Source organism: Flavobacterium sp. CAU 1735 (assembly GCF_039888695.1).
Taxonomy (GTDB): Bacteria; Bacteroidota; Bacteroidia; order Flavobacteriales; family Flavobacteriaceae; genus Flavobacterium.
In genome coordinates this window covers 254,012-279,276 of sequence record NZ_JBDQQQ010000003.1, presented here as the reverse complement: position 1 = coordinate 279,276, position 25,265 = coordinate 254,012, and the positions used below count along the sequence as shown (strand labels likewise).

General features: G+C 39.1%; 29 protein-coding genes and 1 tRNA gene. 16 read left to right on the top strand and 14 right to left on the bottom strand.

Annotated features, from left to right (window positions below; translation table 11 throughout):
• The first annotated feature begins 13 nt into the window (after positions 1-13).
• The 4 genes from AAFN64_RS10245 (at position 14) to AAFN64_RS10230 (ending at position 4,158) form a co-directional block, all read left to right on the top strand.
• Positions 14-346 carry a four helix bundle protein gene (locus AAFN64_RS10245; RefSeq protein ID WP_347069172.1) on the top strand — a complete coding sequence of 111 codons (333 nt, stop codon included), beginning with the start codon at positions 14-16 and terminating at the stop codon, positions 344-346.
• Positions 347-391: 45 nt separating this feature from the next.
• Complete coding sequence (locus AAFN64_RS10240; RefSeq protein WP_347760353.1) at positions 392-2,182, top strand: acyl-CoA dehydrogenase family protein; 1,791 nt, start codon at positions 392-394, stop codon at positions 2,180-2,182.
• 129 nt (positions 2,183-2,311) lie between these two features.
• Positions 2,312-2,836, top strand: coding sequence for a superoxide dismutase family protein (locus AAFN64_RS10235; RefSeq protein WP_300488966.1), 525 nt, complete (start codon positions 2,312-2,314; stop codon positions 2,834-2,836).
• 122 nt (positions 2,837-2,958) lie between these two features.
• The gene (locus AAFN64_RS10230; RefSeq protein WP_347760352.1) at positions 2,959-4,158 is read left to right on the top strand and encodes an LETM1-related biofilm-associated protein; all 1,200 of its coding nucleotides are present in this window, start codon (positions 2,959-2,961) and stop codon (positions 4,156-4,158) included.
• Between the two features lie 71 nt (positions 4,159-4,229).
• Here AAFN64_RS10230 and can read toward each other — a convergent pair whose 3' ends face one another.
• From can to AAFN64_RS10205, 5 genes are all read right to left on the bottom strand, one after another.
• Positions 4,230-4,865, bottom strand: coding sequence for a carbonate dehydratase (gene can / locus AAFN64_RS10225; protein WP_300488971.1), 636 nt, complete (start codon positions 4,863-4,865; stop codon positions 4,230-4,232).
• Between the two features lie 32 nt (positions 4,866-4,897).
• Positions 4,898-5,542: a carbonic anhydrase gene (locus AAFN64_RS10220; protein WP_300489030.1), complete on the bottom strand. Its 645-nt coding sequence runs from the start codon at positions 5,540-5,542 to the stop codon at positions 4,898-4,900.
• Positions 5,543-5,669: 127 nt separating this feature from the next.
• Positions 5,670-7,268, bottom strand: coding sequence for a SulP family inorganic anion transporter (locus AAFN64_RS10215; RefSeq protein ID WP_347760351.1), 1,599 nt, complete (start codon positions 7,266-7,268; stop codon positions 5,670-5,672).
• An 80-nt stretch (positions 7,269-7,348) separates the two neighbouring features.
• On the bottom strand, positions 7,349-7,636 hold the full coding sequence (locus AAFN64_RS10210) for a hypothetical protein (RefSeq protein WP_300488976.1): 288 nt from the start codon (positions 7,634-7,636) through the stop codon (positions 7,349-7,351).
• A 109-nt stretch (positions 7,637-7,745) separates the two neighbouring features.
• Positions 7,746-8,225 carry a Dps family protein gene (locus AAFN64_RS10205; protein WP_300488979.1) on the bottom strand — a complete coding sequence of 160 codons (480 nt, stop codon included), beginning with the start codon at positions 8,223-8,225 and terminating at the stop codon, positions 7,746-7,748.
• 105 nt (positions 8,226-8,330) lie between these two features.
• Here AAFN64_RS10205 and AAFN64_RS10200 point away from each other — a divergent pair, with 105 nt between their 5' ends.
• Entirely contained in the window at positions 8,331-9,284 is a 954-nt protein-coding gene (locus AAFN64_RS10200; protein WP_136401913.1) for a LysR substrate-binding domain-containing protein, read from the top strand.
• A 14-nt stretch (positions 9,285-9,298) separates the two neighbouring features.
• Here AAFN64_RS10200 and AAFN64_RS10195 read toward each other — a convergent pair whose 3' ends face one another.
• The 4 genes from AAFN64_RS10195 to AAFN64_RS10180 all read right to left on the bottom strand — a co-directional run bounded on the left by AAFN64_RS10195 (position 9,299) and on the right by AAFN64_RS10180 (position 11,236).
• Positions 9,299-9,496: a hypothetical protein gene (locus AAFN64_RS10195; RefSeq protein WP_136401914.1), complete on the bottom strand. Its 198-nt coding sequence runs from the start codon at positions 9,494-9,496 to the stop codon at positions 9,299-9,301.
• A 126-nt stretch (positions 9,497-9,622) separates the two neighbouring features.
• The gene (gene mnmD / locus AAFN64_RS10190) at positions 9,623-10,285 is read right to left on the bottom strand and encodes a tRNA (5-methylaminomethyl-2-thiouridine)(34)-methyltransferase MnmD (RefSeq protein ID WP_300488987.1); all 663 of its coding nucleotides are present in this window, start codon (positions 10,283-10,285) and stop codon (positions 9,623-9,625) included.
• 1 nt (position 10,286) lies between these two features.
• Positions 10,287-10,739 (bottom strand): hypothetical protein, encoded by a 453-nt coding sequence (locus AAFN64_RS10185; protein ID WP_347760350.1) that lies wholly within the window; start codon positions 10,737-10,739, stop codon positions 10,287-10,289.
• A complete protein-coding gene (locus tag AAFN64_RS10180; RefSeq protein ID WP_347760349.1) occupies positions 10,739-11,236 on the bottom strand; it encodes a DUF4920 domain-containing protein in 498 nt (165 codons plus the stop codon). The genes AAFN64_RS10185 and AAFN64_RS10180 overlap by 1 nt, the downstream gene beginning before the upstream one ends.
• A gap of 354 nt (positions 11,237-11,590) precedes the next feature.
• Between AAFN64_RS10180 and AAFN64_RS10175 the strand changes: the two genes are divergently transcribed.
• Positions 11,591-12,658 (top strand): branched-chain amino acid aminotransferase, encoded by a 1,068-nt coding sequence (locus tag AAFN64_RS10175; RefSeq protein ID WP_347760348.1) that lies wholly within the window; start codon positions 11,591-11,593, stop codon positions 12,656-12,658.
• A 48-nt stretch (positions 12,659-12,706) separates the two neighbouring features.
• Here the strand turns inward: AAFN64_RS10175 and AAFN64_RS10170 are convergent, their stop codons facing one another.
• Positions 12,707-13,090: a nucleoside triphosphate pyrophosphohydrolase family protein gene (locus tag AAFN64_RS10170; RefSeq protein ID WP_347760347.1), complete on the bottom strand. Its 384-nt coding sequence runs from the start codon at positions 13,088-13,090 to the stop codon at positions 12,707-12,709.
• Between the two features lie 71 nt (positions 13,091-13,161).
• Here AAFN64_RS10170 and AAFN64_RS10165 point away from each other — a divergent pair, with 71 nt between their 5' ends.
• Positions 13,162-13,350, top strand: a complete 189-nt coding sequence (locus tag AAFN64_RS10165; RefSeq protein ID WP_136401919.1) for a hypothetical protein — start codon at positions 13,162-13,164, stop codon at positions 13,348-13,350.
• Positions 13,351-13,393: 43 nt separating this feature from the next.
• Positions 13,394-14,497 (top strand): SRPBCC family protein, encoded by a 1,104-nt coding sequence (locus AAFN64_RS10160; protein ID WP_347760346.1) that lies wholly within the window; start codon positions 13,394-13,396, stop codon positions 14,495-14,497.
• A 51-nt stretch (positions 14,498-14,548) separates the two neighbouring features.
• Here the strand turns inward: AAFN64_RS10160 and AAFN64_RS10155 are convergent, their stop codons facing one another.
• Genes AAFN64_RS10155 through AAFN64_RS10145 form a run of 3 tightly spaced genes read right to left on the bottom strand, consistent with a single transcriptional unit; the run spans position 14,549 to position 16,519 of the window.
• Positions 14,549-15,271: a tRNA threonylcarbamoyladenosine dehydratase gene (locus AAFN64_RS10155; RefSeq protein WP_136401921.1), complete on the bottom strand. Its 723-nt coding sequence runs from the start codon at positions 15,269-15,271 to the stop codon at positions 14,549-14,551.
• A gap of 7 nt (positions 15,272-15,278) precedes the next feature.
• The gene (locus AAFN64_RS10150; RefSeq protein ID WP_347760394.1) at positions 15,279-15,923 is read right to left on the bottom strand and encodes a TatD family hydrolase; all 645 of its coding nucleotides are present in this window, start codon (positions 15,921-15,923) and stop codon (positions 15,279-15,281) included.
• Complete coding sequence (locus tag AAFN64_RS10145; RefSeq protein ID WP_347760345.1) at positions 15,920-16,519, bottom strand: DUF1684 domain-containing protein; 600 nt, start codon at positions 16,517-16,519, stop codon at positions 15,920-15,922. Before AAFN64_RS10145 ends, AAFN64_RS10150 begins: the two co-directional genes overlap by 4 nt.
• A 152-nt stretch (positions 16,520-16,671) precedes the next feature.
• Between AAFN64_RS10145 and AAFN64_RS10140 the strand changes: the two genes are divergently transcribed.
• The 4 genes from AAFN64_RS10140 (at position 16,672) to AAFN64_RS10125 (ending at position 20,592) form a co-directional block, all read left to right on the top strand.
• A complete protein-coding gene (locus tag AAFN64_RS10140; RefSeq protein WP_347760344.1) occupies positions 16,672-17,886 on the top strand; it encodes an MFS transporter in 1,215 nt (404 codons plus the stop codon).
• A gap of 166 nt (positions 17,887-18,052) precedes the next feature.
• Positions 18,053-18,409 carry a BlaI/MecI/CopY family transcriptional regulator gene (locus AAFN64_RS10135; protein ID WP_136401925.1) on the top strand — a complete coding sequence of 119 codons (357 nt, stop codon included), beginning with the start codon at positions 18,053-18,055 and terminating at the stop codon, positions 18,407-18,409.
• A 6-nt stretch (positions 18,410-18,415) separates the two neighbouring features.
• Positions 18,416-20,395: a M56 family metallopeptidase gene (locus AAFN64_RS10130; RefSeq protein ID WP_347760343.1), complete on the top strand. Its 1,980-nt coding sequence runs from the start codon at positions 18,416-18,418 to the stop codon at positions 20,393-20,395.
• 56 nt (positions 20,396-20,451) lie between these two features.
• Complete coding sequence (locus AAFN64_RS10125) at positions 20,452-20,592, top strand: SsrA-binding protein (protein ID WP_300489024.1); 141 nt, start codon at positions 20,452-20,454, stop codon at positions 20,590-20,592.
• Here the strand turns inward: AAFN64_RS10125 and AAFN64_RS10120 are convergent.
• The gene (locus AAFN64_RS10120) at positions 20,589-21,101 is read right to left on the bottom strand and encodes an adenine phosphoribosyltransferase (RefSeq protein ID WP_347760342.1); all 513 of its coding nucleotides are present in this window, start codon (positions 21,099-21,101) and stop codon (positions 20,589-20,591) included. The two genes, AAFN64_RS10125 and AAFN64_RS10120, sit on opposite strands and share 4 nt — an antisense overlap.
• Before the next feature lie 77 nt (positions 21,102-21,178).
• Between AAFN64_RS10120 and AAFN64_RS10115 the strand changes: the two genes are divergently transcribed.
• The 4 genes from AAFN64_RS10115 (at position 21,179) to AAFN64_RS10100 (ending at position 25,263) form a co-directional block, all read left to right on the top strand.
• Positions 21,179-21,252: transfer RNA gene (locus AAFN64_RS10115), tRNA-Arg, on the top strand.
• A gap of 151 nt (positions 21,253-21,403) precedes the next feature.
• Positions 21,404-24,247 (top strand): PAS domain S-box protein, encoded by a 2,844-nt coding sequence (locus tag AAFN64_RS10110; protein ID WP_347760341.1) that lies wholly within the window; start codon positions 21,404-21,406, stop codon positions 24,245-24,247.
• On the top strand, positions 24,244-24,648 hold the full coding sequence (locus AAFN64_RS10105; RefSeq protein ID WP_300490824.1) for a response regulator: 405 nt from the start codon (positions 24,244-24,246) through the stop codon (positions 24,646-24,648). The genes AAFN64_RS10110 and AAFN64_RS10105 overlap by 4 nt, the downstream gene beginning before the upstream one ends.
• Positions 24,649-24,687: 39 nt before the next feature.
• On the top strand, positions 24,688-25,263 hold the full coding sequence (locus tag AAFN64_RS10100; RefSeq protein WP_300490827.1) for a pentapeptide repeat-containing protein: 576 nt from the start codon (positions 24,688-24,690) through the stop codon (positions 25,261-25,263).
• Positions 25,264-25,265 lie beyond the last annotated feature (2 nt).

Here is a 25,265-nt window from a genome sequence, read left to right as displayed (position 1 = left end):
CAACTTCAAGAATATGAAAATTTGGATTTTAGCTATGGAAATCGCAGCTGATACTCATAGAGTATGCCAAACTTTTCCAAAAACTGAAGTATACGGTCTTGTAAGTCAAATGAATCGATGCTCCATTTCCATGCCTTCCAATATTGCAGAAGGTTCCAGTAGAAGTAATAAACAGTTTCAATATTTTCTAAATATAAGTTTAGGATCTTCATACGAATTACAAACACAACTCTTGATTGCCTTCCAAAATGGGTACATAAAAGAGGAAACAGTAATAACAATTGAAAATAAAATTATCGAATTTCAAAAGATGATATCAGGATTTATAAGTAAGCTAGATCGTTAATCTTTCTTCTTTTCTCTTTTATCTTCTATCTAAAAAACTATAAAAATGGAAAACATCACCAGAGGAGGTCAATTCCTTGTAAAAGAAACAAAATGTGAAGACATCTTCACGCCTGAGGATTTCTCAGAAGAGCAGTTAATGATGCGTGACTCGGTTAAAGAGTTTGTCGATAAAGAATTATGGCCAAACAAAGACCGTTTTGAAAAGAAAGACTATGCTTTTACCGAAGAATGCATGCGTAAAGCCGGTGAACTGGGTCTTTTAGGAGTTGCCGTTCCGGAAGCTTATGGCGGATTGGAAATGGGATTCGTATCGACCATGTTGGTATGTGATTATATTTCGGGTGCTACCGGATCGTTCTCTACTGCATTTGGAGCGCATACCGGAATCGGAACCATGCCTATTACCCTTTACGGAACAGAAGAACAAAAGAAAAAATATGTCCCAAAACTAGCCACAGGCGAATGGTTCGGGGCCTACTGTTTAACAGAACCGGGAGCCGGATCGGATGCTAATTCCGGAAAAACCAAAGCTGTTTTATCGGAAGATGGAAAAAGCTATAAAATCACCGGACAGAAAATGTGGATTTCCAATGCCGGTTTCTGTAGCGTTTTTATCGTATTCGCCCGAATTGAAGATGATAAAAATATCACCGGATTTATTGTAGAAAACGTACCGAATAACGGAATCACTCTTGGAGAAGAAGAACACAAACTGGGAATCCGCTCCTCTTCTACCCGTCAGGTATTCTTTAACGATACCGTAGTACCGGTAGAAAATATGCTGGCCGGACGTGGCGAAGGATTTAAAATCGCCATGAACGCATTAAACGTGGGACGTATCAAACTGGCTGCCGCTTGTTTGGACGCACAACGTAGAACCATTTCCGGAGCGGTAAAATACGCCAACGAAAGAATTCAGTTTAATATACCAATTGCCAACTTTGGAGCGATCCGTTCCAAATTAGCCGAAATGGCCGCTTCGTGTTATGCCGGAGAAAGTGCTTCGTATCGCGCTGCCAAAAGCATCGAAGATCGAATCAACGCTCGTATAGCCGAAGGCGCTTCCCATCAGGAAGCCGAATTAAAAGGTGTGGAAGAATTCGCAATCGAATGTTCGATCCTGAAAGTAGCCGTATCGGAAGATATCCAAAACTGTTCCGACGAAGGAATCCAAATCTTTGGAGGTATGGGATTCTCGGAAGATACCCCAATGGAAAGTGCTTGGCGTGATGCTCGTATTGCCCGTATTTATGAAGGGACAAACGAGATCAACCGTATGTTATCCGTAGGAATGCTAATCAAAAAAGCCATGAAAGGTCATGTGGATCTGTTAGGACCTGCTATGAAAGTAGCCGAAGAACTAATGGGTATCCCTTCTTTTGATACTCCGGATTATTCCGAATTATTCGCAGAAGAAAAAGAACTAATCGGGAAACTGAAAAAAGCTTTCCTGATGGTAGCCGGAAGTGCCGTACAAAAATACGGACCGGATCTGGACAAACACCAACAGTTGTTAATGGCGGCTGCCGATATGCTGATTGAAATTTATGTTGCGGAAAGTGCCATCTTACGTACTGAAAAAACAGCCAAAGCCAACGGTGCCGAAAATGTAAAAGAGCAAATTGCGATGGCGCAGTTATACCTGTACCATGCGACAGATATCGTTACCCTAAAAGGAAAAGAAGGAATCGCTTCTTTTGCCGAAGGTGACGAACAACGTATGATGCTAATGGGACTACGTCGCTTTACAAAATATACGAATGTGCCAAATGTAGTGGCACTACGAGAAATTATTGCCGACAAATTGATAAAAGAAAATCATTACTGTTATTAATAGGCAATAACTATTTTTGGTTTAGTTTGTTTAAAAAAGACCGCTTAACAGCAATGTTTGGCGGTTTTTTTATACGATTTAGGATCCTCACGGTTTAAAAAATCCCTAACTTTGATAAAAACATAAGTCATGAAAAAAATAGTATTGGTCGCTATGGGATTGGGTGTACTCCTAACCGGGTGTAAAACCAAAACCGAATCGAAAATAAATGAGTTAAAAATTGCTTTAGAGCCGAAAAGCAACACCAAAACCGAAGGAACGGTAACCTTTTCCGAAAAAGACGGCAAAGTAACTTTTACAGCCGCTATTTCCGGACTAACACCGGGCGTACACGCCATCCATATCCATGAAAAGGCGGATTGTTCTTCTGCCGATGCCACTTCTGCCGGCGGACACTGGAATCCGACGTTTAAAAAACACGGAAAATGGGGTCAGGGAGAATACCACAAAGGCGATATCGGTAATTTTACTGCCGATGCGAAAGGAAATGGAAAAATCACGCTCACGACAGACGAATGGTGTATCGGATGTGGAGATGCGACCAAAGACGTCCTTGGAAAAGCAATCATCGTTCACCAGGGAGCGGATGATTTTGTAACACAACCAACCGGTAATGCCGGCGGACGTGTAGCCTGTACGGCAATTATCCGTTAAAAAAATAATCCGGAAGCATTTCGGAAATTTGAGAACGCTTCCGGATACTATTTTTAAAAACTTATTGACATCTTTGTTATCCGACAAATAAAAAAAGTAGCTTTGTGGAATAATTTTCGACAATGATTAACCCTTCAATTAACGGTTGGATAGATAAGTTTTTTATTAAGCAAAGTCCTTTGCCGTTGCCTGTTGTGGTATACCCCAAAGAATTCTATAACAGCGTTCGTAAAACCGGATTTATTTACGGACATGTGGTCAATTTTGTGACCGACAAACCCATTGAAACCAAGGGCTGGACATCGGAAGAACTTACCAAAGTTGCGCTATTAAACAGTCTTTATGGTGTTTATGGTCTGATTACCCATGATTCCGATCCCAAGACATTTATCCAAAAAGCCATTGTTTTTTACAATCAGATGAATCCGGAAGGGTTTAACCTGCTCAAAAAGATGCTACCGAGTTCTTTGCCGAGCAACGAACTGGAGAAAATGATCAGCGAGCGGGTACGTACCAACGATAACATCATCAGTAAAAACTTTTCGCATATCCTGACCAATGCCTTACTGTTTATGGACGTACTGGCCTTTCGTCAATACCTGTTGCATGGGGAAATCCCGAATAATTATCTGAAAAAACTGGAAGAAACCATTGTAAACCTTGTGGCTTTGGCGTTAAATACCAAAACCAACAAATCGAATTACGATGATTTACTAATCAAACTATTTGAATCTTCTGTACGTTTTACCAAGTTTAACACCTTGAGTATTCAGGACATTCAAATGCTTGAACTGGACTATTTCAGTTCGCCTCTGGAAAAAAACTATTTATTGGATATTACCGGTATGGCGCTATGGAGTGATGCCGTTCTCGAAGAATCCGAAACCCGGTTTATGTACAACCTCGCAGAACAATTACAAATCGATCGGGAATATGCCGTGGAAAGTATTTGTGCCATCGATGAATTCATCATGAAATACCAGAAGGAGATTCCGTATTTCCGTTATTCCAATCCGGTAAAGCATTTTTATGATCAGGCGACACAAAACGTAATTGTCCTGATTACACGCAATAAAAACCGTCTTTTAAAAGAGATCAGCGAAAGCGGAGAATTGATGGTATTATTAGCCAAATCGACGCACAAAGACCTCGATCCGAAGGAAAAGAAAAAAATGAAAAAGCAATTACTGGATATTTGCAAAACGATTCCGTCGTTAACGATTTTCCTTTTGCCGGGTGGCAGTTTACTTCTTCCCATTCTGATCAAATTTATTCCGAAATTATTGCCTTCGGCTTTTAACGAAAATCTTGATATTGAATAATAAAACCTGACAGGTCTTGGAGAGCTGTCAGGTTTAGCAAATAAAAAAAGGCTGTCGGAAGACAGCCTTTTTTACAAATCCAATTGGTATATTTCATCTAAGTCTTTATCGGAACTTAAATTGACTTTTAAATCGGTAATATAACCGGACCGTAACCCGTAAACCCAACCGTGCAAATGCAACTCCTGTTCCTCTTTCCAGGCCGCCTGCACGATGGAGGTCTTGGCCAGGTCATATACCTGTTCGGTTACATTTAATTCGACAAAACGGTTAAATTTATCATTTTCGTCCGGAATCGCATCGAGTTCTTTTTTATGGAGACGGTATACATCTTTAATATGCCGGATCCAATTGTCGATAATCCCGATCGAACTGTTGGTCATCGCGGCTTTAATTCCGCCACAACCATAATGTCCGCATACAATAATATGTTTGACTTTTAACGCGTTCACGGCATAGTCGAGTACGCTCAACATATTCATATCGGAATGTACGACCATATTGGCAATATTCCGGTGTACAAAAACTTCGCCCGGTTGCGCGCCAATAATCTCATTTGCCGGAACACGGCTGTCGGAACAACCGATCCACAATAATGGTGGCTTCTGACTTTGGGATAACCGAATAAAATAATCCGGATCGTTACTTAATTTCGATTCGACCCATTTTTCATTATTTTCGATTAACTTTTTATAAAACTCACTCATTATGATCAGTATTTCCGGAAACGGATTCTTTTTTAGTCGTGTAAAATTTCTTTCATAAACTGAACTTCACCGGTTTCAATATCATAGTAAGCTCCGGCGATTCCAATTTGTCCTGATTCGAAAAGTTCGCGCAATACGTCGCTTCTATCCAAAATCTCATCCATAGTATGGATTACGTTATGTTGTGCAACAGCACTTACCAAAGTCGGATCGGTTGGATCAACTCCCGGCATTTCGGCTTTAACTTCGTTAACCGAAACCTGTACTTTGCTTAAAAGGTTTGTCAAATGTCCTAATTCGGCACCTTGACACGCTCCTTTAATCGCACCACATTTGCTATGTCCTAAAACAACGATTAGTTTGGTACCGGCTAGTTTACAAGCAAACTCCATACTTCCCAAAATATCGTCATTTAAAATATTTCCGGCGATTCTCGCACTGAAAATATCTCCTAATCCCTGATCAAAAATCAATTCGGCTGAAGTACGGCTATCGATACAACTTAAAACGATGGCAAAAGGAAACTGACCGTCTTTGGTGTCGTTTACCTGCTCCAATAAATTTCGGTTTACTTTTAAATTGTTTACAAATCGCTCGTTACCTTCTTTTAAAAACTGAAGTGCTTTTGCTGGTGTTACTGTAGCTTGTGTTTCTGCTGTATGTGCTTTCATTTTTATACTTTTTGGAAGCGTTTTTGATTAGAGCCTACTTAAAAGTAAGCTTTTAATGGTTTAAAATTACTCATTAATCCAGAAATGACTCTAATTTTTCGCTTATTTATTATTAGTTACTTTTTTAATTTACTTATTTTGAATGTTCTACAAATACGTTCTTCTTATCCGAATGGGTATTTTCCAATTCGTATTCGTCTTTAAAACCGACTAAATGTACTTCGATATTGTCTTCTACAGCGCGGATCGCTTTAAACTCTTTGATTAAATCTTGAACGTCATGCGCAATATAAACCGTATCGGATGCATTAATAATCACTTTCGAATTCTCCGGGATTTCGTTTAATGTATTTTTGATCGCGGCTTTGTTCAGGAACGAAACCTCCTGTGCCAGGTCGATATGGATGATATCGCCATCGTGGTATTCCTCCTTACGGAAATTGTAGGCTCTTTTATGATTTCCACGCAATACGGCAAATACACTGATCACAATTCCCAACAACACTCCTTTTAAAAGATCGGTAAAAACAACCCCTAATAAAGTCGCGATAAACGGGACGAACTGGTATTTTCCTTTATGCCAGAAATGCATGATTACCGCTGGTTTGGCCAATTTATAACCTACCAATAATAAAACCGCCGCTAAAGTCGCCAAAGGAATTTTGTTTAATAGAAACGGAATACTTACCACACTGATCAATAATAAAAGACCGTGGATAATCGCCGACATTTTAGATTGCGCCCCTGCATTGGCATTGGCAGACGAACGTACCACTACCGAGGTCATCGGTAAACCACCTAATAACGAACTTACCATGTTTCCTACTCCCTGTGCTTTTAATTCCACATTGGTATTGGTGAATCGTTTGTGCACATCCATACGGTCGGCCGCTTCGATACACAACAAGGTTTCAATAGACGCTACGATAGCAATTGTAAAGGCCACCATCCATACTTTCGGATTCGTGATAGACGCAAAATCCGGTAGTACGATAATTTCTTTTACATCGTCAAAAGAAGTCATTATCGGTAAGGCTACCAAGTGTTCTTTTGCAATGGCTAATGAACTTCCCGTTTGTAGAAATATTTCGTTGATCAATATTCCCAGAATAACCGCCACTAAAGCACCCGGAACCAGTTTGATTCTTTTTAGGAAACCGATTTTATCCCAAGAGATTAGAATTGCCAGTGAAATTAAGGTAATGATCACAGAACCCAGATTAATATAATCCAAGGCACCTAAAAGTGATGAAAACGTATTACCGCCTTCTAGTTGCTGAAAAGCCTGATCACCTTCAAAATCAGCATCATACCCTATAGCATGCGGAATTTGTTTTAATATGATGATCACTCCGATACCGGCCAACATTCCTTCAATAACATTGGTTGGGAAATAGTTGGAAATACTTCCGGCTTTAATAAACCCTAAGATGATCTGGATTAATCCGGCCAGGAAAACGGCCAGTAAAAATACGTCGAACGCGTTCAGGTCGGTAATGGCTGTCAGTACAATAGCTGTTAACCCGGCAGCCGGACCCGAAACACTAATATGCGATTGGCTTAAATAACCTACAATGATACCACCGACAACTCCGGCGATAATTCCTGAAAATAATGGTGCACCCGATGCCATGGCTATACCAAGACACAACGGTAACGCAACCAAAAATACTACTAAACCCGAAGCAAAGTCAGCCTTCAGGTTAGCAAAAAGATTGATTTTTTTTGTCATAACCGATAAAGTATAATACAATTAGATTGTAAGCGTGTAGAAGACGCTTAAATGGCGAACGCAATGTTCCTGTAATTGAATTATACCTGTTCGGGAGGAGGAGAAAAGATTTCTCTGAAACGATTGTCGTGTTTCAGGGTGTTTTCGAAGGTAATAACCGCAGCGTTTTGTTTTGGAGCAAAGAAAACCGGATCCTGGAATTCGAATTTCAACTGTGCTTTGGTTTCTTTGATTTCTTTTACCGTTTCTTCTTCAGAAAGGCTGTAAACCATAGACGTATCGGTATCGCTCTTCAGGAATCCAACAATAGTAGGAGTTGCCAGAAAAGTGATAAACAGAAGTAATACTATTTTTACCAATACTTTCATGCCGCGAACTTACAAAAAAAATGATGTAAAAAAAGTTAAGTGAAAAACAATTAATATTTCTTTAATACTTTTTCACTTAACTTTTGAATTTTTATGAATTTTCAGTCTTTTAAATTTCTTCTTCCAACCAGGCTTTCATCATCCACATGGTTTTTTCCTGCTCTTTAATAAAGTCACTCATCATGGAGTTGGTTCCTTCGTCATCAATTTCGGCCGATTGACTCAGGATTACTCTTTCAATTTTTAACAGGTCGGTTAAGGAAGCAATGATCAGATGAACGGCTTCTTCGTCGTTGGAAATATTGTGACCAACTGGCAGTTTGTTGTTTTTAATATAATCGTCGAAAGTATGCAACGGCGTCGCTCCTAAAGTTAGCACACGTTCGGCAATCAAATCTACTTTTAACTGCGCATCGTTGTATAATTCTTCAAACTTCACATGCAAATCAAAAAAGCGTTTTCCTCTGATGTTCCAATGCAAACCTCTCAGATTTTGGTAATACACCTGAAAATTGGCTAATAAAATGTTTAATTCGGCTACTAAAACTTTTGTTTCTTTAACGGGTAATCCAAGGCTGTTCGTTTTCATGTTACTTGTGTTTAAAGATTATACTACAAATTTAACCAAAAATAAGCCGGCGAACTATAATTATTATTGATACTTTTTATATTTTTATCGAAAATTTCTATAAAAATGACCATCACACAATTATATTACGTATTAGCCGTAGCCGAACACAAGAATTTTACGCTAGCCGCCGAAAAATGTTTTGTAACCCAACCGACATTGAGTATGCAGATCCAGAAATTGGAAGACGAGTTGGAAGTTCTGATATTTGATCGCAGTAAAAAGCCGATACAATTAACCGAAATAGGTCAGAAAATTGTTTCTCAGGCCAAAAACATTGTCAATGAATCCGATCGGATTAAAGATATCGTCGATCAGCAAAAAGGATTTATTGGCGGCGAATTTAAAGTGGGGATTATCCCGACGGTTATGCCTACCCTGTTACCGATGTTCCTGACCAATTTTGTCAATCGCTATCCGAAAGTAAATCTGATCATCGAAGAACACAATACGGAGGAGATTATCAAACGCTTAAAAAACGGACATTTAGACGTTGCCATAGCCGCAACACCTCTGGAAGAAGACAATTTAAAAGAAATCGTATTGTATTATGAACCGTTTGTAGCCTATATTCCGGAAAACAACCGAAACTTTGACAAAACGGAAATCGACATCAACGATCTGGATCTGGATTCTATTTTGTTATTGCAGGACGGTCATTGTTTCCGCGACGGCATTCTGAACTTATGTAAAAACAAAGGAAATTTTACCGATACCAAATTTCATATTGAAAGCGGCAGTTTTGAAACACTGATCAAACTGGCCGACGAAGGATTGGGTACAACCCTGCTTCCGTATTTACATACGCTGGATTTAAAAGAAAAAGACAAATTAAAATTACGTCATTTTAAAGAGCCGCGTCCGGCGCGTGAAGTCAGTCTTATTTTTCCGAAAAGCGAGCTAAAAAGCCATATTATAGAAGCGCTACGCAGTACGATTGCCGGTGTGATTAAAGGTGCTATCGCCTTTCACAACGTCGAGATTATAAGTCCGCTTAAAAACAAAAAAGGAGTCTACTAACAGACTCCTTTTTTTCATTGATTAACGTATATAAGACATTGTTTTAACTCGGGCTTGCCTACGGTATAATGTAATAACCAATCTCGTAATTGGTCGACTTCGTAAGGTAATAAGTTTTTTAGGGCTTTTTCTAACTCTTTACAAAATAACTTTGGGTCAAAGCTTACTCTTTCTAAAATAGATTTGGTGTAAGTAAACATAGCTCTTGGCATAATCTACAAGCATTAATGGGTTAATTCAAGGGTAAGAACGTAACTACTCTCGTAAATCTACAAAACGAAAGCCTATTTATTAGGCAAACGTACAAATTGTTATTTTAGTATAACAAATTCAAAAATTTAACATTTTGTAGCTCTCAACATTTCCCGTTTCCCCGGTGGACCTGGTAATTTTTCAGTTTTAAATCCTGCTTCCTGAAGCGCTCTTTTGATAGGACCTCTGCAGGCGTAGGTTACCAGCGTTCCTTTTTCCTGTAGCGCATCAAACATGATTTTAAAAATCTCCGTTGTCCAGAGTTCCGGTTGAACATGAAATCCGAATGCATCAAAGTAAATCAAATTAAATCGATTTTTGTAATCTATTTCGTTAAAGTATTGTTGCCTTTTTGTTAAAGTGAAATACGGCGACAGTACTGTTGGCGCCTCCCAGAGAGAATTATGCATCGTTTCAAATACCGATGCATATGCGGTGGCATCCAAAGTCGAAACGTAATTCATATGCTCCCGTTCTTCCTTGCTTATCGGAAATGCTTCCACACCTACATAATCGATATGTTGTTGTTTCTTTTCCGCTTCCAGATAGGTTATAAACGCATTTAATCCGGTTCCGAAGCCGATCTCTAAAACAGCAACGGACTGCTCTTCAAAAAGAGACAGTCCGTTTGCTATAAATACATGTTTTGCTTCCTGTATCGCTCCGAATTTTGAATGATACGTTTCGTCCCAACCTTCAATATAGATCGTGGTTGATCCGTCTGCTGTTTGTATTACTTTTCGATTCAAATTATTTAATATACAGTTTTTTAATTCTCGGAATTGGGCCACCGCACTTTGACTCATGACAACGCACACAGGCATCCACTCCGTTATTAAAATGTGTTTTGGCATTATCCGGATCGGCATAGATCTGTTTTTGTGCCTCAATAAATTTTTTTGCCTGCTCTTTAAAAAAAGCATCATTTTCACTTTCGTCGGTCATCACCGCCTGGTGAATTTTCAGAAAGTGCTCCGGGAAATTCCCTACGGCTTCCCCATTTTTAATCCGGTCTTTTAAACGCTGGTTATCCACATACATCTGCTCCATCAAAGCGGCCATTTCGGACATTTCATACATTTTGAAATCTTTCTTTTCCGATTGCGCAGCCGGTTCCGGCTTTGCATCCGCTTCTTTCCGGTTGCAGGAGATTACCAATAGCATGGCTCCGGAAATCCATACCAAAAACAACATTCTTTTCATTACTTACTAATTAAAACGCCATCGGCCATAAAAGCATACGTAACTTTTGGTTGTTTGATACTGTCGATTTCTGCCTGCGATTTACCACCGTCTTTGGCATAATGTTTCAGTTGTTCCACACTTTCGATATTTACAAAAGCTTTACCATTTACAATAGCTTCCTGGTTAGTCGCATTCATCGGGACAAAAAAGGCGTAATCTTTAAACTTTACAAAAGTCTCTTTACCATCGGTCAGATCCAGTGTCATCCAACAACCTTTTTTCTGACAAACATCTTTGATATTGGATTTGAATTTCAGGTTTACGGTATCTCCTTCTTTCAGATCTTTGAATTTTGCCAACATGGCATCTTTTGTAATCGCACCATCGGCTGTAATACTATCGCCAAAAACAGCATATTCGGTTTTGTTTTCGGCTACTTTGGCATCCTCTTGTTTTTTAGAATTACAACTGGCCAGTGCAATCAGTACAGCTGCTAAAAAAATACTTTTTTTCATATATCGTTTGGATTGGTTATTTTGATTATCAATGCCTTACTATATCCAGGTTATCCATGATAATCTGTCCTATTTTAAGACCTTCCAAAGAAACAAATTTATATTGAATATGCATAATTCTAATTTATTTTTTCGCTATTTCCGATTATTTCGAAGGAATTCTATTCAAAAAATAACAATTCAAAAAAAATTTAATAGTTCCTTATTTAATTACATTATTTTTAATCTTACTTTATTAAAAGTGCTTTTTTTAATTAAATTTGCAGCGACACAACAATTTTTTTATCAATTTAAAAATTATGTTTTATTGTTGGCCATCAACAATTTAGCCGATTTTTAAAATTAATCGATTAAATGGAATTAAAAACATCAACTGACATTAGAATTATCAAAGCCGACAGTAGCAAAATCAACAGTGTTGATTTTGAGAACCTGACTTTCGGAAATATTTTTACCGACCATATGCTGATTTGTGATTACAATAACGGGAAATGGGAACAGCCGGTTATCATGCCGTATGAACCTTTTACGTTAGATCCATCGGCAAAAGTTTTCCATTACGGACAGGCGATTTTCGAAGGAATGAAAGCCTACAAAGACGAACAGGACGATGTTTGGTTGTTCCGTCCGGATCAGAACTTTGACCGTTTTAACAAATCGGCCGTACGTCTTGCGATGCCGGAAGTTCCGGAAGACGTTTTCCTTGGCGGTTTACACAAGTTACTTGAAATCGAAAAAGAATGGGTTAAAAAAGGATTTGGAAATGCATTATACATCCGTCCTTTTATGATTGCAACCGGATCGGGTGTTGTCGCAGCTCCTTCTACACAATATCGTTTTACCATTATCCTATCGCCGGCAAAATCGTATTATTCCGGTGAAGTAAAAGTAGTGATCGCCGAGCATTTTAGCCGTGCGGCAAACGGAGGAATCGGAGCAGCAAAAGCAGCCGGTAACTATTCCGGACAATTCTATCCAACCAAATTGGCCAACGAGCAAGGTTTCCAACAGATTATCTGGACCGATGACGCGACGCATACCAAATTGGAAGAAGCCGGAACGATGAACGTATTTTTCAGAATCAACGATACCTTATATACAGCACCAACCAGCGAACGTATTCTGGACGGTGTAACCCGTAAGAGTATTATCGAGTTGGCAACCAAAGAAGGTATCGACGTACAGGTTCGACCGGTATTGGTTGACGAGATCGTAGAAGCGGCTAAAAACGGAACTTTACAGGAAATTTTCGGAGCCGGAACAGCTGCAGTAGTGAACCCAATCGTAGGATTCTCGTATAAAGAAACCTATTACGAACTTCCGAAACCGGAAAACTCGTTTGCTACTTTTATCAAACAACAGTTAACCGGAATTCAGCACAAACAAATTGAAGATACTTTTGGATGGACGGTAAAAATCTAATTCCAAAATAACCGATATAAAAAATCCCGAAGAAACTTCGGGATTTTTTTATTTTAGTATGGTTTCGAAATTCGGTTTAAAATAGTTGGGGCCTTTCATAACCTTTCCATCTTCCCGGTAAATCGGTTTTCCGTCTTCGCCCAATTTACTCATATTACTCCGTTGGATTTCATCAAAAACTTCCTCAATTTTATGTTGCAATCCGTGTTCCAGTATCGTTCCGCATAAAATATAAAGCATATCCCCCAAAGCATCGGCAATTTCGACCAGATCGTTATTTTGTACCGCTTCCAGATATTCCTCATTTTCTTCTTTCATCAGATTATAACGCAATAGATTAACCTGTTCGCCCAAATCGGCTTTAGGAAGCTCACTTACTCCCAGTCCGAAGGATTCATGGAATTCCCGAACGGCCTGTAATTGTTTTTTCATATTCTTTAATTTTACGGTCTAAAATAGAAAATCTCCCGGCAAAACGCTAATTTTGCGTAAAATTAAAATTCATGTTTACATCAGGTCAGCTTTATTTCGCTTTATTCTTTGTTATCGTATTTGTAACCGCTATGATTTATGTATATCGAAAAGACCTGTCGCTCCACAAATTACACTATAAAGGATCCCTTTGGATACTACTGGCGTTTTTTGCTTTTATAGGAATTTTATTTATAATTAAACTGTTTTTGAAAGAATAATTGTTATAACTTTGGACAACTAAATGAAATTTTTTTTAATACTATGCGCGTAGTTAAATACATATTTCTTTTATTACTATTAGCAGCTGTTGCATTAACGGTTTATATTGCTACTCAAGCCGGTACGTTCGATGTACAGCGAAGCAGGGTGATTCACGCAACACCGGCGGCTTTATTTAATTATGTAGACGACTACAAAAATTGGGACGATTGGGGTCCCTGGAAAGAAGACGATCCTACCATTCGCAACAATTATACCGACAAAACACAGGGAGCCGGAGCTTCTTTTTCCTGGACCGGTAAGGATGGAACCGGTAAAATGGAAACCATTAGAACCGTAGACACCGACAGTATCCAACAAAAAATATACTTTGATCAAAGCGACACGCCTTCTGATGTGTACTGGATTTTCACTCCGGTAAAAGGTGGTACTAAAGTTACCTGGGGAATGAAAGGGAATATGAATTTTATGATGAAAGCCTTTTCTATTCTTAGTGGTGGTTCCGACAGGATGTTAGGCCCGATGTTCGAAAAAGGATTGGAGAATATCGACAACATTCTGGTAAAAGAATTAAAAGTATACAATATCAAGATCAACGGACTGGTAAAAAAAGCCGGTACCTATTATATTAAACAATCGGCTACCTGTAAGATTCCGGAATTACCGGGATTAATGGGTTCCATGTTTGCTAACCTGAACAAATTCACCAAAGACAACAATATATCGGTAAGCGGAAGTGCTTTTGCTATTTATAACAAATACGATATGGCTTCCAATATAGCGGAGTTTTCGGTTTGTATTCCGGTAAAAGAAGAAATATTTACGGCACAGGGAAGTGATATTGCCGCTGGTGAATTAATCCCTTACTTAGCTTTAAAAACAACACTTACCGGTGACTATTCCCATAGCAAAGAAGCCTGGGATAAAGCCTATGCCGAGATTGTAAAAAACAAATGGATGGAAGATCCTAACGGGAAATATCTGGAAGTTTACCAAACCGGACCTTTACAAAACCGTAAACCGTCTGAATGGGTAACCGAAATCTTTATCCCGATTACGGCAAAACCAAAACCGGTGACTCCTGTTGTTCCAACAACTTCAGCGGACAAACCAACGCCGCCGCCAACAGCAAAACCAATCGAATAAAACATAAAAAAGTCCCTTAAAGGGACTTTTTTATTTATATATGATGATCAATTATTTTTCTTTTGCTAATAAATAACGTACTACCGTTTCGGCAGCATGCAAACCAAACAATGCCGGCATCCAGCTATTTGTTCCGAAAAACGACTTTTTAAAATTCTGTCCGTCTGTCATTTTCAAACTGCTTTCATCCGGTTTTTCCGTAGAAAACACCGCCTTAACACCTGTTGAAATTCCTTCTTTCTTTAAACGCTTACGGATGGTTTTAGCCAGCGGACAAACATCCGTTTTACTAATATCCTTTACCACAATCTTACTGGCCAACAATTTACCACCAGCTCCCATATTACTGATGATCTTAACTTTTTTGCGTTTTGCCGCCAGAATCAGATTTAATTTCGGCGTAATACTATCGATACAATCCAATACATAGTCAAACTCCGGAGTGATCAATTCAAAAGCGCGTTCCGGTGACAGGAATTCCTCGATACGGGTTAACTCCAATTCCGGATTAATATCCAGTAAACGATCCCCTACAATTTTCACCTTAGGTTGTCCCACGGTCGAGTGTAAAGCTGGTAATTGTCGGTTGATATTGGTAATATCCACAGTATCACCATCCACTATCGTCATTTTTCCTACACCAGCTCTTGCAATAAATTCTGCCGCAAACGATCCGACACCACCCATTCCAACAATCAATACGTTTGCATTTTTTAATTTTTCGAGTCCTTCTTTTTTAAACAGCAATTCTGCTCGCTCTGTCCATTCAGCCATTTATTTTTTATTTATTGTTATCAAATACATTTTTAAAATTTTGTGCTACCATTGCTTCAATGGCACCGCTCTTAATCGACGCGGCTTTCTTATACACCTGAAAAATAGTTTCTTCCACCATATCCGTTTCCAGAAAAAAACGATCGTCCGGTACGGCTTTAAACACCGATTCCAGCTCCGGATTCCGTAACAGGTATTTTCCAAAAGAAAGGTAAAACCCATTATCCAAAAGCGATCGCGCCACCTGATAATTTTTAGAAAAACCGTGAATGATCATCGGTACTTCCACTTTCATTTGTTTTTTAACCGCGATTACTTCCTGATAGGCCGCTACGCAATGTAAAATTACCGGTTTCGGATTTTGTTCGAGTAATTCCAATTGCTGTTCAAAAACCGATAGCTGTTTATTGATATCCGTTTCAATCCGCTTATCCAATCCGCATTCGCCTAACGCCAAACAATTGGCCTCTTTTAGCTTATCCGAAATGATACGCAAGTCATCCTCCAACCGTTCCGCCTGCGCATACCACGGATGAATCCCAATGGAATAAAACGCCACGGATGGATCAAACTCGTTTGGATACTGATTTACAATTTCCAGAACATCCGGATCACCGGACGCTTTATGCGTATGCAGATTGTACAACATTATTTATGAAACGCTTTAACACCGGCACGAATTTCCACTTTCAGATCATTAGCCTGCGGTGGTATCGGACAGGAATAACCTTCATTATACGCGCAATACGGATTGTAGGCTTTGTTGAAATCGATCGTTATGGTATCACTTTCCGGAATTTCCAGATCGATATAACGTCCGCCACCATAACTATCCACGCCACTGGTAAGATCGGTAAAAGGCAGGAACAGGTAGTTTTTGTACTTTTCCATTTTGGCCAGTTCCAGATTACGGTATACATTTAGTTTATAGTCTTTTCCATCGATTTTAAAAGACAATTCCCCGTATTTTACATACAGTGGTTTTCGCGTCCCGGTAGTCGGCATTGTAAATGGTTTTTCATCCGTTGCTTTCACCAAACGTGCAGTCACACAATACTTTAAATCCACCGGAAAGAAATCCAGTGTTTTAAATTTTTTACGGTCTTTTTCTTTTAACGGCGATTCTTCCGCATTGGCATATTCGGAATTGATCTTTTTCTGAAAAGCCGTAACAGATTCCAAATCGCATTGCGAAAAGCCCACTAACGGAAATGTCATCCCTAATAATAGATATAGTATTTTTTTCATGATAATCGGTATCAGGCTGTATGCGAAACAGCTGCTGCAAAAATAATCAAAAATCCCACGCCCGAAACCACTGCTATTATTTCATTATTAATTTACATCATTTCCTGTTTACAGCATCAAATAGTTTGTAAATTTGACATTTAGAACCGTATATGCTACAAAGAGTTTTTTCCAACTACATCAATAATTTCAGAGGATTTTCGCGTGAAATTTGGATTCTGACCCTGATTACCTTTATCAACAGAGCCGGAACAATGGTACTCCCCTTTTTATCGAAATACCTGAAAGAAGATCTTCATTTCGACTACCATCAAGTGGGCTGGGTCATGGTGAGCTTTGGTTGCGGTTCGATGATCGGCTCCTGGCTGGGCGGAAAACTATCAGACAAAATAGGCTTTTACCGTATTATGGTTTTTAGCCTGTTCACCAGTGGTATCCTGTTTATTAGTCTTCAATTTGTAACCAGTTTTACCGGATTATGTCTCGCGATGTTTTCCATTATGATCATTGCCGATATGTTTCGACCGGCCATGTTTGTATCCTTAAATACGTATGCACGCCCGGAAAACCGAACCCGTGCCCTGACACTTGTCCGACTGGCCGTAAACCTCGGATTTGCCGCCGGACCGGCTATGGGTGGTTTGATCATTATGGGAATGGGCTATAAAGGACTTTTTTGGGTTGACGGTATTTCCTGTATTACCGCTATCGTTTTGTTTCGTCTTTTGGTAAAAGAGAAAAAAAGAGAAAAAACCACCAGTCATTTCGACGATACGGAACCGGTAAAATCCGTATTTAGCGACAAACCCTTTTGGTTGTTTCTGTTTATCAGTTTTGCTACCGCTATGGTATTCTTTCAGTTTTTCAGTACGCTACCTTTATACCATAACGAACAATACGGACTTACGGAATTCCAAACCGGTTTACTAATGTCGATAAACGGCTTTTTGATATTCCTTTTTGAAATGCCAATCGTAGGTTATTTCGAGCGTAAAAAAGTGGACAAAATCAAGTTGATCTTTTTTGGAGCCTTATTTATCACCTTCGGCTTCTATGCCCTATTATTAAAAGGATGGGTAGGTATACTGGTGATTAATCTGGTTTTGATCACTTTTGGTGAAATGTTTGCGTTCCCATTTTCCAACTCCTTTGCTATGAGTCGCGCTCCAAAAGGACACGAAGGTCGTTATATGGCTTTATATACGATGAGTTTTAGTCTCGCGCATGTGATGAGTTCTAAAACCGGTATGGAGATTATTTCCCGTTACAACTATACCGTTAACTGGATTTTTATGGGAACTTTTGCCGCGACTGCTGCTTTTGCCGCTATCTGGCTGTTAAAAATCGTAAAATCAGAAAACGACTAACACACTAAAAACAAGTCCTTTAGCGTTATTTCTTTCGACTGCCTGAATAAAAAAACTATTTTTTTAGTTAATCAACTATTTTTTTAGTTGCAAAACTAAATTTATAGTTATATCTTTGTTTCAACAAATCGGAAATCCTATCCGATTATTATAGAAAATGAGTATCATGCAGAAATTAACAAACAAAGAAGAAGAAGTAATGCAAATTTTATGGACGCTTGAAAAAGCATTTGTAAAAGAAGTGTTGGCCGAAATCAAAGACGACCAGCCGCATTACAACACCTTGTCGACCATTATCCGGAATCTGGAGGAAAAAGGCTATGTATCCCACAAAGCATTTGGCAACACCCACCAGTACTTTCCGATTGTAAAAAAAGAGGATTACCGCAAGAGTTTTATGAACAATGCGATCGAAAACTACTTTAACAATTCCTATAAAAGTATGGTTTCCTTTTTTGCCAAAGAAGAAAAAATCAGCGCGGATGAACTTCGCGAAATATTAGACATGATCGAAAAAAAATAGGCCTTTATGGAAGCATTTGGTATTTACATTCTAAAAGTTACGGCATTAATAACCGTTTTTTTCCTGGCATATCATTTCTTTTTACGAAAAGAGACGTTTTTTAATGCCAATCGTGGTTATCTGATAGCCGGTTTGTTTACGTCCGCATTACTTCCACTGATCTCATATACCAAAATTATTTGGGTAGAACGGACTCCAATTGCTTCTATTACCTATGCCGACGGTACGTCACAAATTCAAATGGCAGTACCAGTGCCAGCCGATACCGGTTTTCAAATCGACTATCACTATCTGTTTAGTATTTTATATATCACCGGTATTATTTTGTTTTGTATCCGTTTTCTGTCCGAATACCGATCACTTCGTAAAATACTGGAAAAACCAAAAGCCGTAACTCAAAACAAGTTTCATTTTATCGATACCGAAAAAGTCCAATCACCTTTTTCGTTCTTTAACTATATAGTTTACAATTCCAAATTATTGCAACAGGACGAATTGTCCGACATTATCGAACACGAAAAGATTCACAGCCGTCAGAAACATTCACTCGACATGATGATCGCACAGGCATTTTGTATCTTTTTTTGGTTCAATCCGATCATGTGGATTTACAAAAAAGCCATTGCACAAAATCTGGAATTTATTGCCGATGCCGAGGCTACAAAAGTTGTCGACGACATTAAAGCTTATCAGAAGACCTTAGTAAAAGTAACAATGCAAACCCAATGCATTGCCATCACCAATCATTTTTATCAATCATTAATCAAAAAACGAATCGTTATGTTAAACACCAATCAGTCCCGAAAAAGGAACCTGTGGAAGTACCTAATCATCCTTCCGCTACTGGCCTTTTTTATCCTGCAATTCCAGGTAAAGATCCTGGCACAGGAAAAAAAGCACACACCAGCCACTTTACAGCAAAATAACGCTCCCTATACACCCGGAGACGATGTAACTGTAATCGTAGACAAAAACACCAGTGATGAACAATTAAAAAAGAATGTGGAATTACTTAAAAACGAATACGGTGTTACATTAAAGTATTCCAAAGTAAAGCGCAACAAAGCCGGTGAAATCATCCGTATCAAAATCGAATACAAAGACAAAGAAGGCAATACCGGAATCACACAAACGGAAAGTGACGAACCGATCAACCCAATTCGCTTTATCAAAAAAACCGATAGTAACGGTAAAATCAAAATCGGTTTTAACTCCGAAGCAAAACAACAACGCTATGCCAGAAACGGAAAAACCCGTACCAGTACAACCATTAAAGACGAAGGCACCAACGAACAGCCTGAAAGCGATACCTCATTTGGTGATCGTATCAGTAATTTTATAAGTCCACCGTCACCACCTAGCCCACCATCACCGCCAAGTCCGCCGTCACCACCTAGTCCACTGAGTCCGCCACCTAGTCCACCAGCACCACCAAGCCCTCCAGCTCCAAAGTATTGGTCAGGTAATCCGGCAACAGCGCCAGCGCCACCGCCGCCAAATTCAAAATCAAACGTAAAAAAATCGTCGGCTTCGGTGATCATTAAAAACGGAAAAGTAATAACTACCTCCAGAAATGGCAACGTTGTTTATGTAAACGGTAATGAAATAATAAATGCGGATGATCTTAAAATAGACACCAAAGAAATTACCCGTAAGGCATTGGAAGATGCTCGTATAGCCATCGAAAAAGCCCGTCCGGAAATTGATCGTGCCCGTGTGGAAGCCCTAAAAAGTCAGGAACTGGCCATGAAAGATCACGAAATTGCAATGAGAGCACATGAGGAAGCTATGAAAGGTTTGGAAAGAGCCATGAAAACACAGGAAATTGCTCAGATGGAACGTGAAAAAGCCATGAAAGCCCGTGAAGCAGCTATGAAAGACCGCGCTAAAGCGCTGGAATCGGCACGAAAAGATCGCGAAAAAGCGATGAAAGAACGTGAAAAAGCAATGAAGGAACGCGAGCGTGAACTTCGTGACAGCGAATAAAAAAAGAGCCACATATGTGGCTCTTTTTTTTGTATCTTTATCAAAACCAAAGGAATATGTTTAAAATACTGGCCCAACTCAACAAACTGCTTTTACCGAGCTACAGCAAACAAAACCTTGATTTATCCAAAGCAAGCGCTTTTCAGAAGCTAATTATCGCCTGGCGGTATTATGTAACCATCCGAGCTATAAACTAGTACTGAAGAGCCGCAAATCGCTCGTAGCCGGCAATTTTATCTCCTCCATTCAGAAAAGTCAGTTCCATCAGGAAATTTACCTGTACAATTTCACCACCCAGTTTTTCTACCAGTTCACAAACCGCTTTAATCGTTCCGCCGGTTGCTAACACGTCGTCGTGAATTAGAACCTTATCCCCTTTTTGGATTGCATCGGCATGAATTTCCAGTGTATCGGTACCATATTCCAACGTATACGAAGCCGAAACGGTATCGAATGGCAACTTTCCGGCTTTACGAACCGGTACAAAACCCGCCTGTAATTCGTGCGCCAATAAAGTTGCAAAGAAAAAACCACGGCTTTCCACTCCGATTACCTTATCGATTTTTTTATTTTTCAGGTTTTCGATCAAAATTTGGAGGCATTCATTCGTGGCTTCCGGGCTCATCAATAAAGGAGTGATATCTTTAAACAAAATTCCTTCTTTAGGAAAATCCTGAATATCACGTACATACTCTTTTAGTCTCATTTTTTTTTAAATTTTATTTCAATTTTGTTTGCAAGTTACACATTTACCCCTATATTTGCACCCGTAAAAACAACTAAGGCCTCGTGGCGCAACTGAATAGCGCATCTGATTACGGCTCAGAAGGTTACAGGTTTGAATCCTGTCGAGGTCACAACATCAGCTCATCTTTATGATGAGCTTTTTTTTTATTCAAATCAAACTTTTGTTGTGAAATAATGAGTATTTTGCAATTTTTATAATTCATTTATTCACATTTTTTATAAATTTATAAAGTTTTAACACCCATCCCAAAGGCAACTCCAATGAATCTGGATAAAAAAATTACAATTCTCATCAGTTGGTTTTTATCAAGACCAAAAACGACTGGGATATTGGTCTTTACACTCCTCTTTTTAGTTTCGAATTTAATTCTTTTTTTACGCTATCAAATTATAAAAGAAAGCGAGCAACGTGAAATGAGCAGCATCCTAAACGTGGTGCATCAAAACATCGAACAATCGCTAAAAAACAGCCATATCAGCACGCTGACACTAGCCATGACCATTGACGACAATGGAAACCCTAGTAATTTTGACGAAATCGGCAAACAACTGGTAGACTCCAATCCGAATATTGATGCGGTAGAATTGGTTCCAAACGGAGTAATCAAATATGTTTATCCGTTAAAAGGCAACGAACCCGTTGTAAACTTCGACGTCCTGAATTCTCCTAAAGCCCGAAAATCGGCGATGAAAGCCATCAAAAACCGAAAAATATACTATGCCGGGCCATTGGAATTAAAACAAGGCGGCAAAGGCATCGTAGGTTGGTTCCCGGTATTCAAGTCCAATAAATTCTGGGGATTCTGTACCGTTGTAATCAAGTTTAATACTTTTTTGGAAACGTCCGGAATTAAAACCTTTTCGACCGACAAATATTATTTTCAGTTTTCCAAAACGAATCCGGAAACCGGAAAAGAAGAATTCTTCCTTCCCAACAAAAAGAACTTCACAAATAAAACCCATTTAACCGTTTCATTCCCCGACGGCGACTGGAAATTATACCTGATAACCACGAACAACTATTACCTGATCAAACAATTAATTCCGATTGCTATTTTAGCGATTGTGTTATCACTGATTTGCGGGTTGTTTACCACAAGTTTATTAAAACGACCATCCGAATTACAACGTTTGGTACATTCACAAGCGCTTCGTTTGATGAAGAGCGAAATTAAATTCAAATCCATTTTCGAACAGGCCGCCATCGGAATTGCGCATATCGATTCCAACTCTGGTACTTTTATAGAAGCCAACGAGCGGTTTTGCCAGATGCTTGGTTACGAAACCAACGAAATCAGCAAAATGGATTATATGATGATTACGCATCCGAACGATCTGGAAAACGATTTCAAAAAAATGCGTCTTTTAAAAAGAGGTGTCATCCGCGAATTCGGACTTGAAAAACGTTTCTTCCACAAAGACGGCAATATCGTTTGGGCCAGTGTAACCATTACACCACTATGGTCGGTCGGTGAAAAACCAACGTCACATATCGGAATCATCGAAGACATTACCGACAAAAAAGAGGCGCAGGATCGTATCAAGCGAAGTGAAAAACGTTTTAAAAGTTTATTCAACAACTCGCCGATTCCATTATGGGAAGAAGATTTTTCGGAAGTCAAAAAATACCTGACGGAATTAGGCCTGATAGATATGCCGAGAGAAGAAGTTGAGGCCTATCTGAAAAACAACATCGACGTAATCCGCAAATGTTTGTCATTGGTAAAAGTGATTGACGTGAACAACATGTGTCTTGCGTTACATTCGGTAAAAGACAAAAACATTTTAAAAGGCAAACTGAGTACGATTTTCGACGACGAATCCATTCCGATTTTCTCGAAACAACTTATTGCTATTACGCAGCGACAAAACCATATTACAGGCGACTCCCAGATCAAATTCATGGACAACCAGTACAAACACATCCATTTCCGTTGGAGTGTGGTTCCGGAATATGAAAAAACATTGGAACGCGTTCTGGTTTCAACCGAAGACATTACGGAGCGTAAAAACTCTGAAGAAGTCATTTTAAAATCACAGCAGAAGATCGAATCTTTGATCAACACCATTGACGGTATTGTTTGGGAAGGCGATCCAAATACGTTTGATTTCACCTTTATCAGCCGAAAAGTCGAAGACATCCTTGGTTATACACCGGAAGAATGGCTCGGAACTCCATCTTTCTGGATCAATCATGTACATCCGGACGACAAAGAATGGGTTATTGCCTTTATGTCGCGTTACACCTACGAAAAAAGACAACACGATTTCGAATACCGTATGATCCGTAAAGACGGAGAAATCGTATGGTTGCGCGATATCGTAAGCGTGGTAGTCGAAAACGACATAGCCGTAAACCTGCGCGGTATTATGATCGACATCACAAAAGCCAAAATGGCAGAAATCGAACTCAACAACACGCTACACCTGGTAACCGAGCAAAACAAACGTTTGCTGAATTTCTCGTATATCGTTTCCCACAACCTGCGTTCGCATACCAGTAACATCCAATCGATTTCCAACCTGATCGAATCGGCCGATACCGACGAAGAACGCGACGAAATGATTCAGTTGCTAAAATCGGTTTCTTCGGTGCTCAACGAGACGATGAACAACCTGAACGAGGTGGTAACCATCCAGACCAACATCAACCTGATTATAGAACCCTTAAATTTAAAAAAATACATTAACAAGACGCTGGACGTACTTCGGGAGCAATTAGTGAAAAACGATGTGATTATTCACAATGACGTCAACAAAGAAATCGAAGTTAAATACAATCCTGCTTATTTAGAAAGTATATTACTTAACTTTATATCGAATGCCATTCGATACGGACATGCCGAGAGGCAAACCGTAATTGATCTGAAATCCTACCAGGAAGACGGTAAAACCGTTTTGGAAATTTCCGATAACGGAATTGGAATTGATCTGGAGAAAAATGGAGAAAAACTATTCGGAATGTACAAAACATTTACCAACCACGCCGATGCAAGAGGAATAGGATTATTCATTTCAAAAAACCAGATCGATGCTATGGGAGGAAAAATAGTCGTTAAAAGTACAATAGACGAAGGAACAACTTTTAAAATATATTTCAGATGAACGCCCCAAAAAGTATCTGTATAATTGATGATGACCCCATTTATCAATTAATTACAAAGAAAATAATTGAGAAAAGTCAATTATTTAGTCAGATTCTGAGTTACAAAAATGGAAAAGTTGCTATCGACTCACTAAAAGCCATTCAAAGCGCCGAGGAATTTCCCGATGTTATCCTACTCGACATCGATATGCCGGAAATGGACGGCTGGGCTTTTATGAATGAGTTACAACGGATAGATTTCGGGTTTGGAAAAAAGCCTGCAATCTATATAGCCAGTTCCTCCATTGCTAACGAAGATCGTGAAAAAGCAAACAGTTTTCCCGAAATTGTAGGCTATTTATGCAAGCCTATCGATCGGGATATACTCGAACGAATTCATTTAGAAAACCCAAAAGACTAGCCCATGAACAAAAACCTACTTAAACACTAAATTTTTTAAATGACCCACAGCGATTTTATATTTAATACCCCTTTTACCAACCAGCTTTTTTCCGAAAGCGAAATCAAATACAAAGAATTCGAAGAATGCACTTTTACCGATTGCGATTTTAGCAATTGTAATTTTTCGGGGGTAGTTTTTACCGATTGTATTTTTTACAACTGCAATTTTAAGGAAGCGCAAATCAATTATGTCGGTTTGCGAAATGCTGTTTTTAACCACTGCGATTTTACCGATGTAAATTTTGCCATGACCGATCAGCTGTTATTTGAATTTCACTTTAACGATTGTGTTTTGGATTACGCCAAATTTTATGCTTTAAAGCTCAAAAAAATGACGTTTACCAATTGCAGTATGATCGCAGTTGATTTTATGGCAACCAATTTAACGGAAGTTTTATTCGACAACTGTAATCTGCATCAGGCTGTTTTTACCGACGCTATTGCCGAAAAAGCCGATTTCCTGACCAGCTACAATTTTACCATCGACCCGGAAAAAACCAAACTGCGCAAAGCTCAGTTTTCAAAAGAAGGATTAAAAGGATTATTACAAAAATATGAAATCATTGTCCGTTAAAA

What these genes read in the sequence shown, in the direction of transcription:
- AAFN64_RS10245 (WP_347069172.1), top strand. Translation starts at nt 14, where the DNA reads ATGAAAATTTGGATTTTAGCTATGGAAATCGCAGCTGATACTCATAGA.
- AAFN64_RS10240 (WP_347760353.1), top strand. Translation starts at nt 392, where the DNA reads ATGGAAAACATCACCAGAGGAGGTCAATTCCTTGTAAAAGAAACAAAA.
- AAFN64_RS10235 (WP_300488966.1), top strand. Translation starts at nt 2,312, where the DNA reads ATGAAAAAAATAGTATTGGTCGCTATGGGATTGGGTGTACTCCTAACC.
- AAFN64_RS10230 (WP_347760352.1), top strand. Translation starts at nt 2,959, where the DNA reads ATGATTAACCCTTCAATTAACGGTTGGATAGATAAGTTTTTTATTAAG.
- can (WP_300488971.1), bottom strand. Translation starts at nt 4,865, where the DNA reads ATGAGTGAGTTTTATAAAAAGTTAATCGAAAATAATGAAAAATGGGTC.
- AAFN64_RS10215 (WP_347760351.1), bottom strand. Translation starts at nt 7,268, where the DNA reads ATGACAAAAAAAATCAATCTTTTTGCTAACCTGAAGGCTGACTTTGCT.
- AAFN64_RS10210 (WP_300488976.1), bottom strand. Translation starts at nt 7,636, where the DNA reads ATGAAAGTATTGGTAAAAATAGTATTACTTCTGTTTATCACTTTTCTG.
- AAFN64_RS10205 (WP_300488979.1), bottom strand. Translation starts at nt 8,225, where the DNA reads ATGAAAACGAACAGCCTTGGATTACCCGTTAAAGAAACAAAAGTTTTA.
- AAFN64_RS10200 (WP_136401913.1), top strand. Translation starts at nt 8,331, where the DNA reads ATGACCATCACACAATTATATTACGTATTAGCCGTAGCCGAACACAAG.
- AAFN64_RS10195 (WP_136401914.1), bottom strand. Translation starts at nt 9,496, where the DNA reads ATGCCAAGAGCTATGTTTACTTACACCAAATCTATTTTAGAAAGAGTA.
- AAFN64_RS10185 (WP_347760350.1), bottom strand. Translation starts at nt 10,739, where the DNA reads ATGAAAAGAATGTTGTTTTTGGTATGGATTTCCGGAGCCATGCTATTG.
- AAFN64_RS10180 (WP_347760349.1), bottom strand. Translation starts at nt 11,236, where the DNA reads ATGAAAAAAAGTATTTTTTTAGCAGCTGTACTGATTGCACTGGCCAGT.
- AAFN64_RS10175 (WP_347760348.1), top strand. Translation starts at nt 11,591, where the DNA reads ATGGAATTAAAAACATCAACTGACATTAGAATTATCAAAGCCGACAGT.
- AAFN64_RS10170 (WP_347760347.1), bottom strand. Translation starts at nt 13,090, where the DNA reads ATGAAAAAACAATTACAGGCCGTTCGGGAATTCCATGAATCCTTCGGA.
- AAFN64_RS10165 (WP_136401919.1), top strand. Translation starts at nt 13,162, where the DNA reads ATGTTTACATCAGGTCAGCTTTATTTCGCTTTATTCTTTGTTATCGTA.
- AAFN64_RS10160 (WP_347760346.1), top strand. Translation starts at nt 13,394, where the DNA reads ATGCGCGTAGTTAAATACATATTTCTTTTATTACTATTAGCAGCTGTT.
- AAFN64_RS10155 (WP_136401921.1), bottom strand. Translation starts at nt 15,271, where the DNA reads ATGGCTGAATGGACAGAGCGAGCAGAATTGCTGTTTAAAAAAGAAGGA.
- AAFN64_RS10145 (WP_347760345.1), bottom strand. Translation starts at nt 16,519, where the DNA reads ATGAAAAAAATACTATATCTATTATTAGGGATGACATTTCCGTTAGTG.
- AAFN64_RS10140 (WP_347760344.1), top strand. Translation starts at nt 16,672, where the DNA reads ATGCTACAAAGAGTTTTTTCCAACTACATCAATAATTTCAGAGGATTT.
- AAFN64_RS10135 (WP_136401925.1), top strand. Translation starts at nt 18,053, where the DNA reads ATGCAGAAATTAACAAACAAAGAAGAAGAAGTAATGCAAATTTTATGG.
- AAFN64_RS10130 (WP_347760343.1), top strand. Translation starts at nt 18,416, where the DNA reads ATGGAAGCATTTGGTATTTACATTCTAAAAGTTACGGCATTAATAACC.
- AAFN64_RS10125 (WP_300489024.1), top strand. Translation starts at nt 20,452, where the DNA reads ATGTTTAAAATACTGGCCCAACTCAACAAACTGCTTTTACCGAGCTAC.
- AAFN64_RS10120 (WP_347760342.1), bottom strand. Translation starts at nt 21,101, where the DNA reads ATGAGACTAAAAGAGTATGTACGTGATATTCAGGATTTTCCTAAAGAA.
- AAFN64_RS10110 (WP_347760341.1), top strand. Translation starts at nt 21,404, where the DNA reads ATGAATCTGGATAAAAAAATTACAATTCTCATCAGTTGGTTTTTATCA.
- AAFN64_RS10105 (WP_300490824.1), top strand. Translation starts at nt 24,244, where the DNA reads ATGAACGCCCCAAAAAGTATCTGTATAATTGATGATGACCCCATTTAT.
- AAFN64_RS10100 (WP_300490827.1), top strand. Translation starts at nt 24,688, where the DNA reads ATGACCCACAGCGATTTTATATTTAATACCCCTTTTACCAACCAGCTT.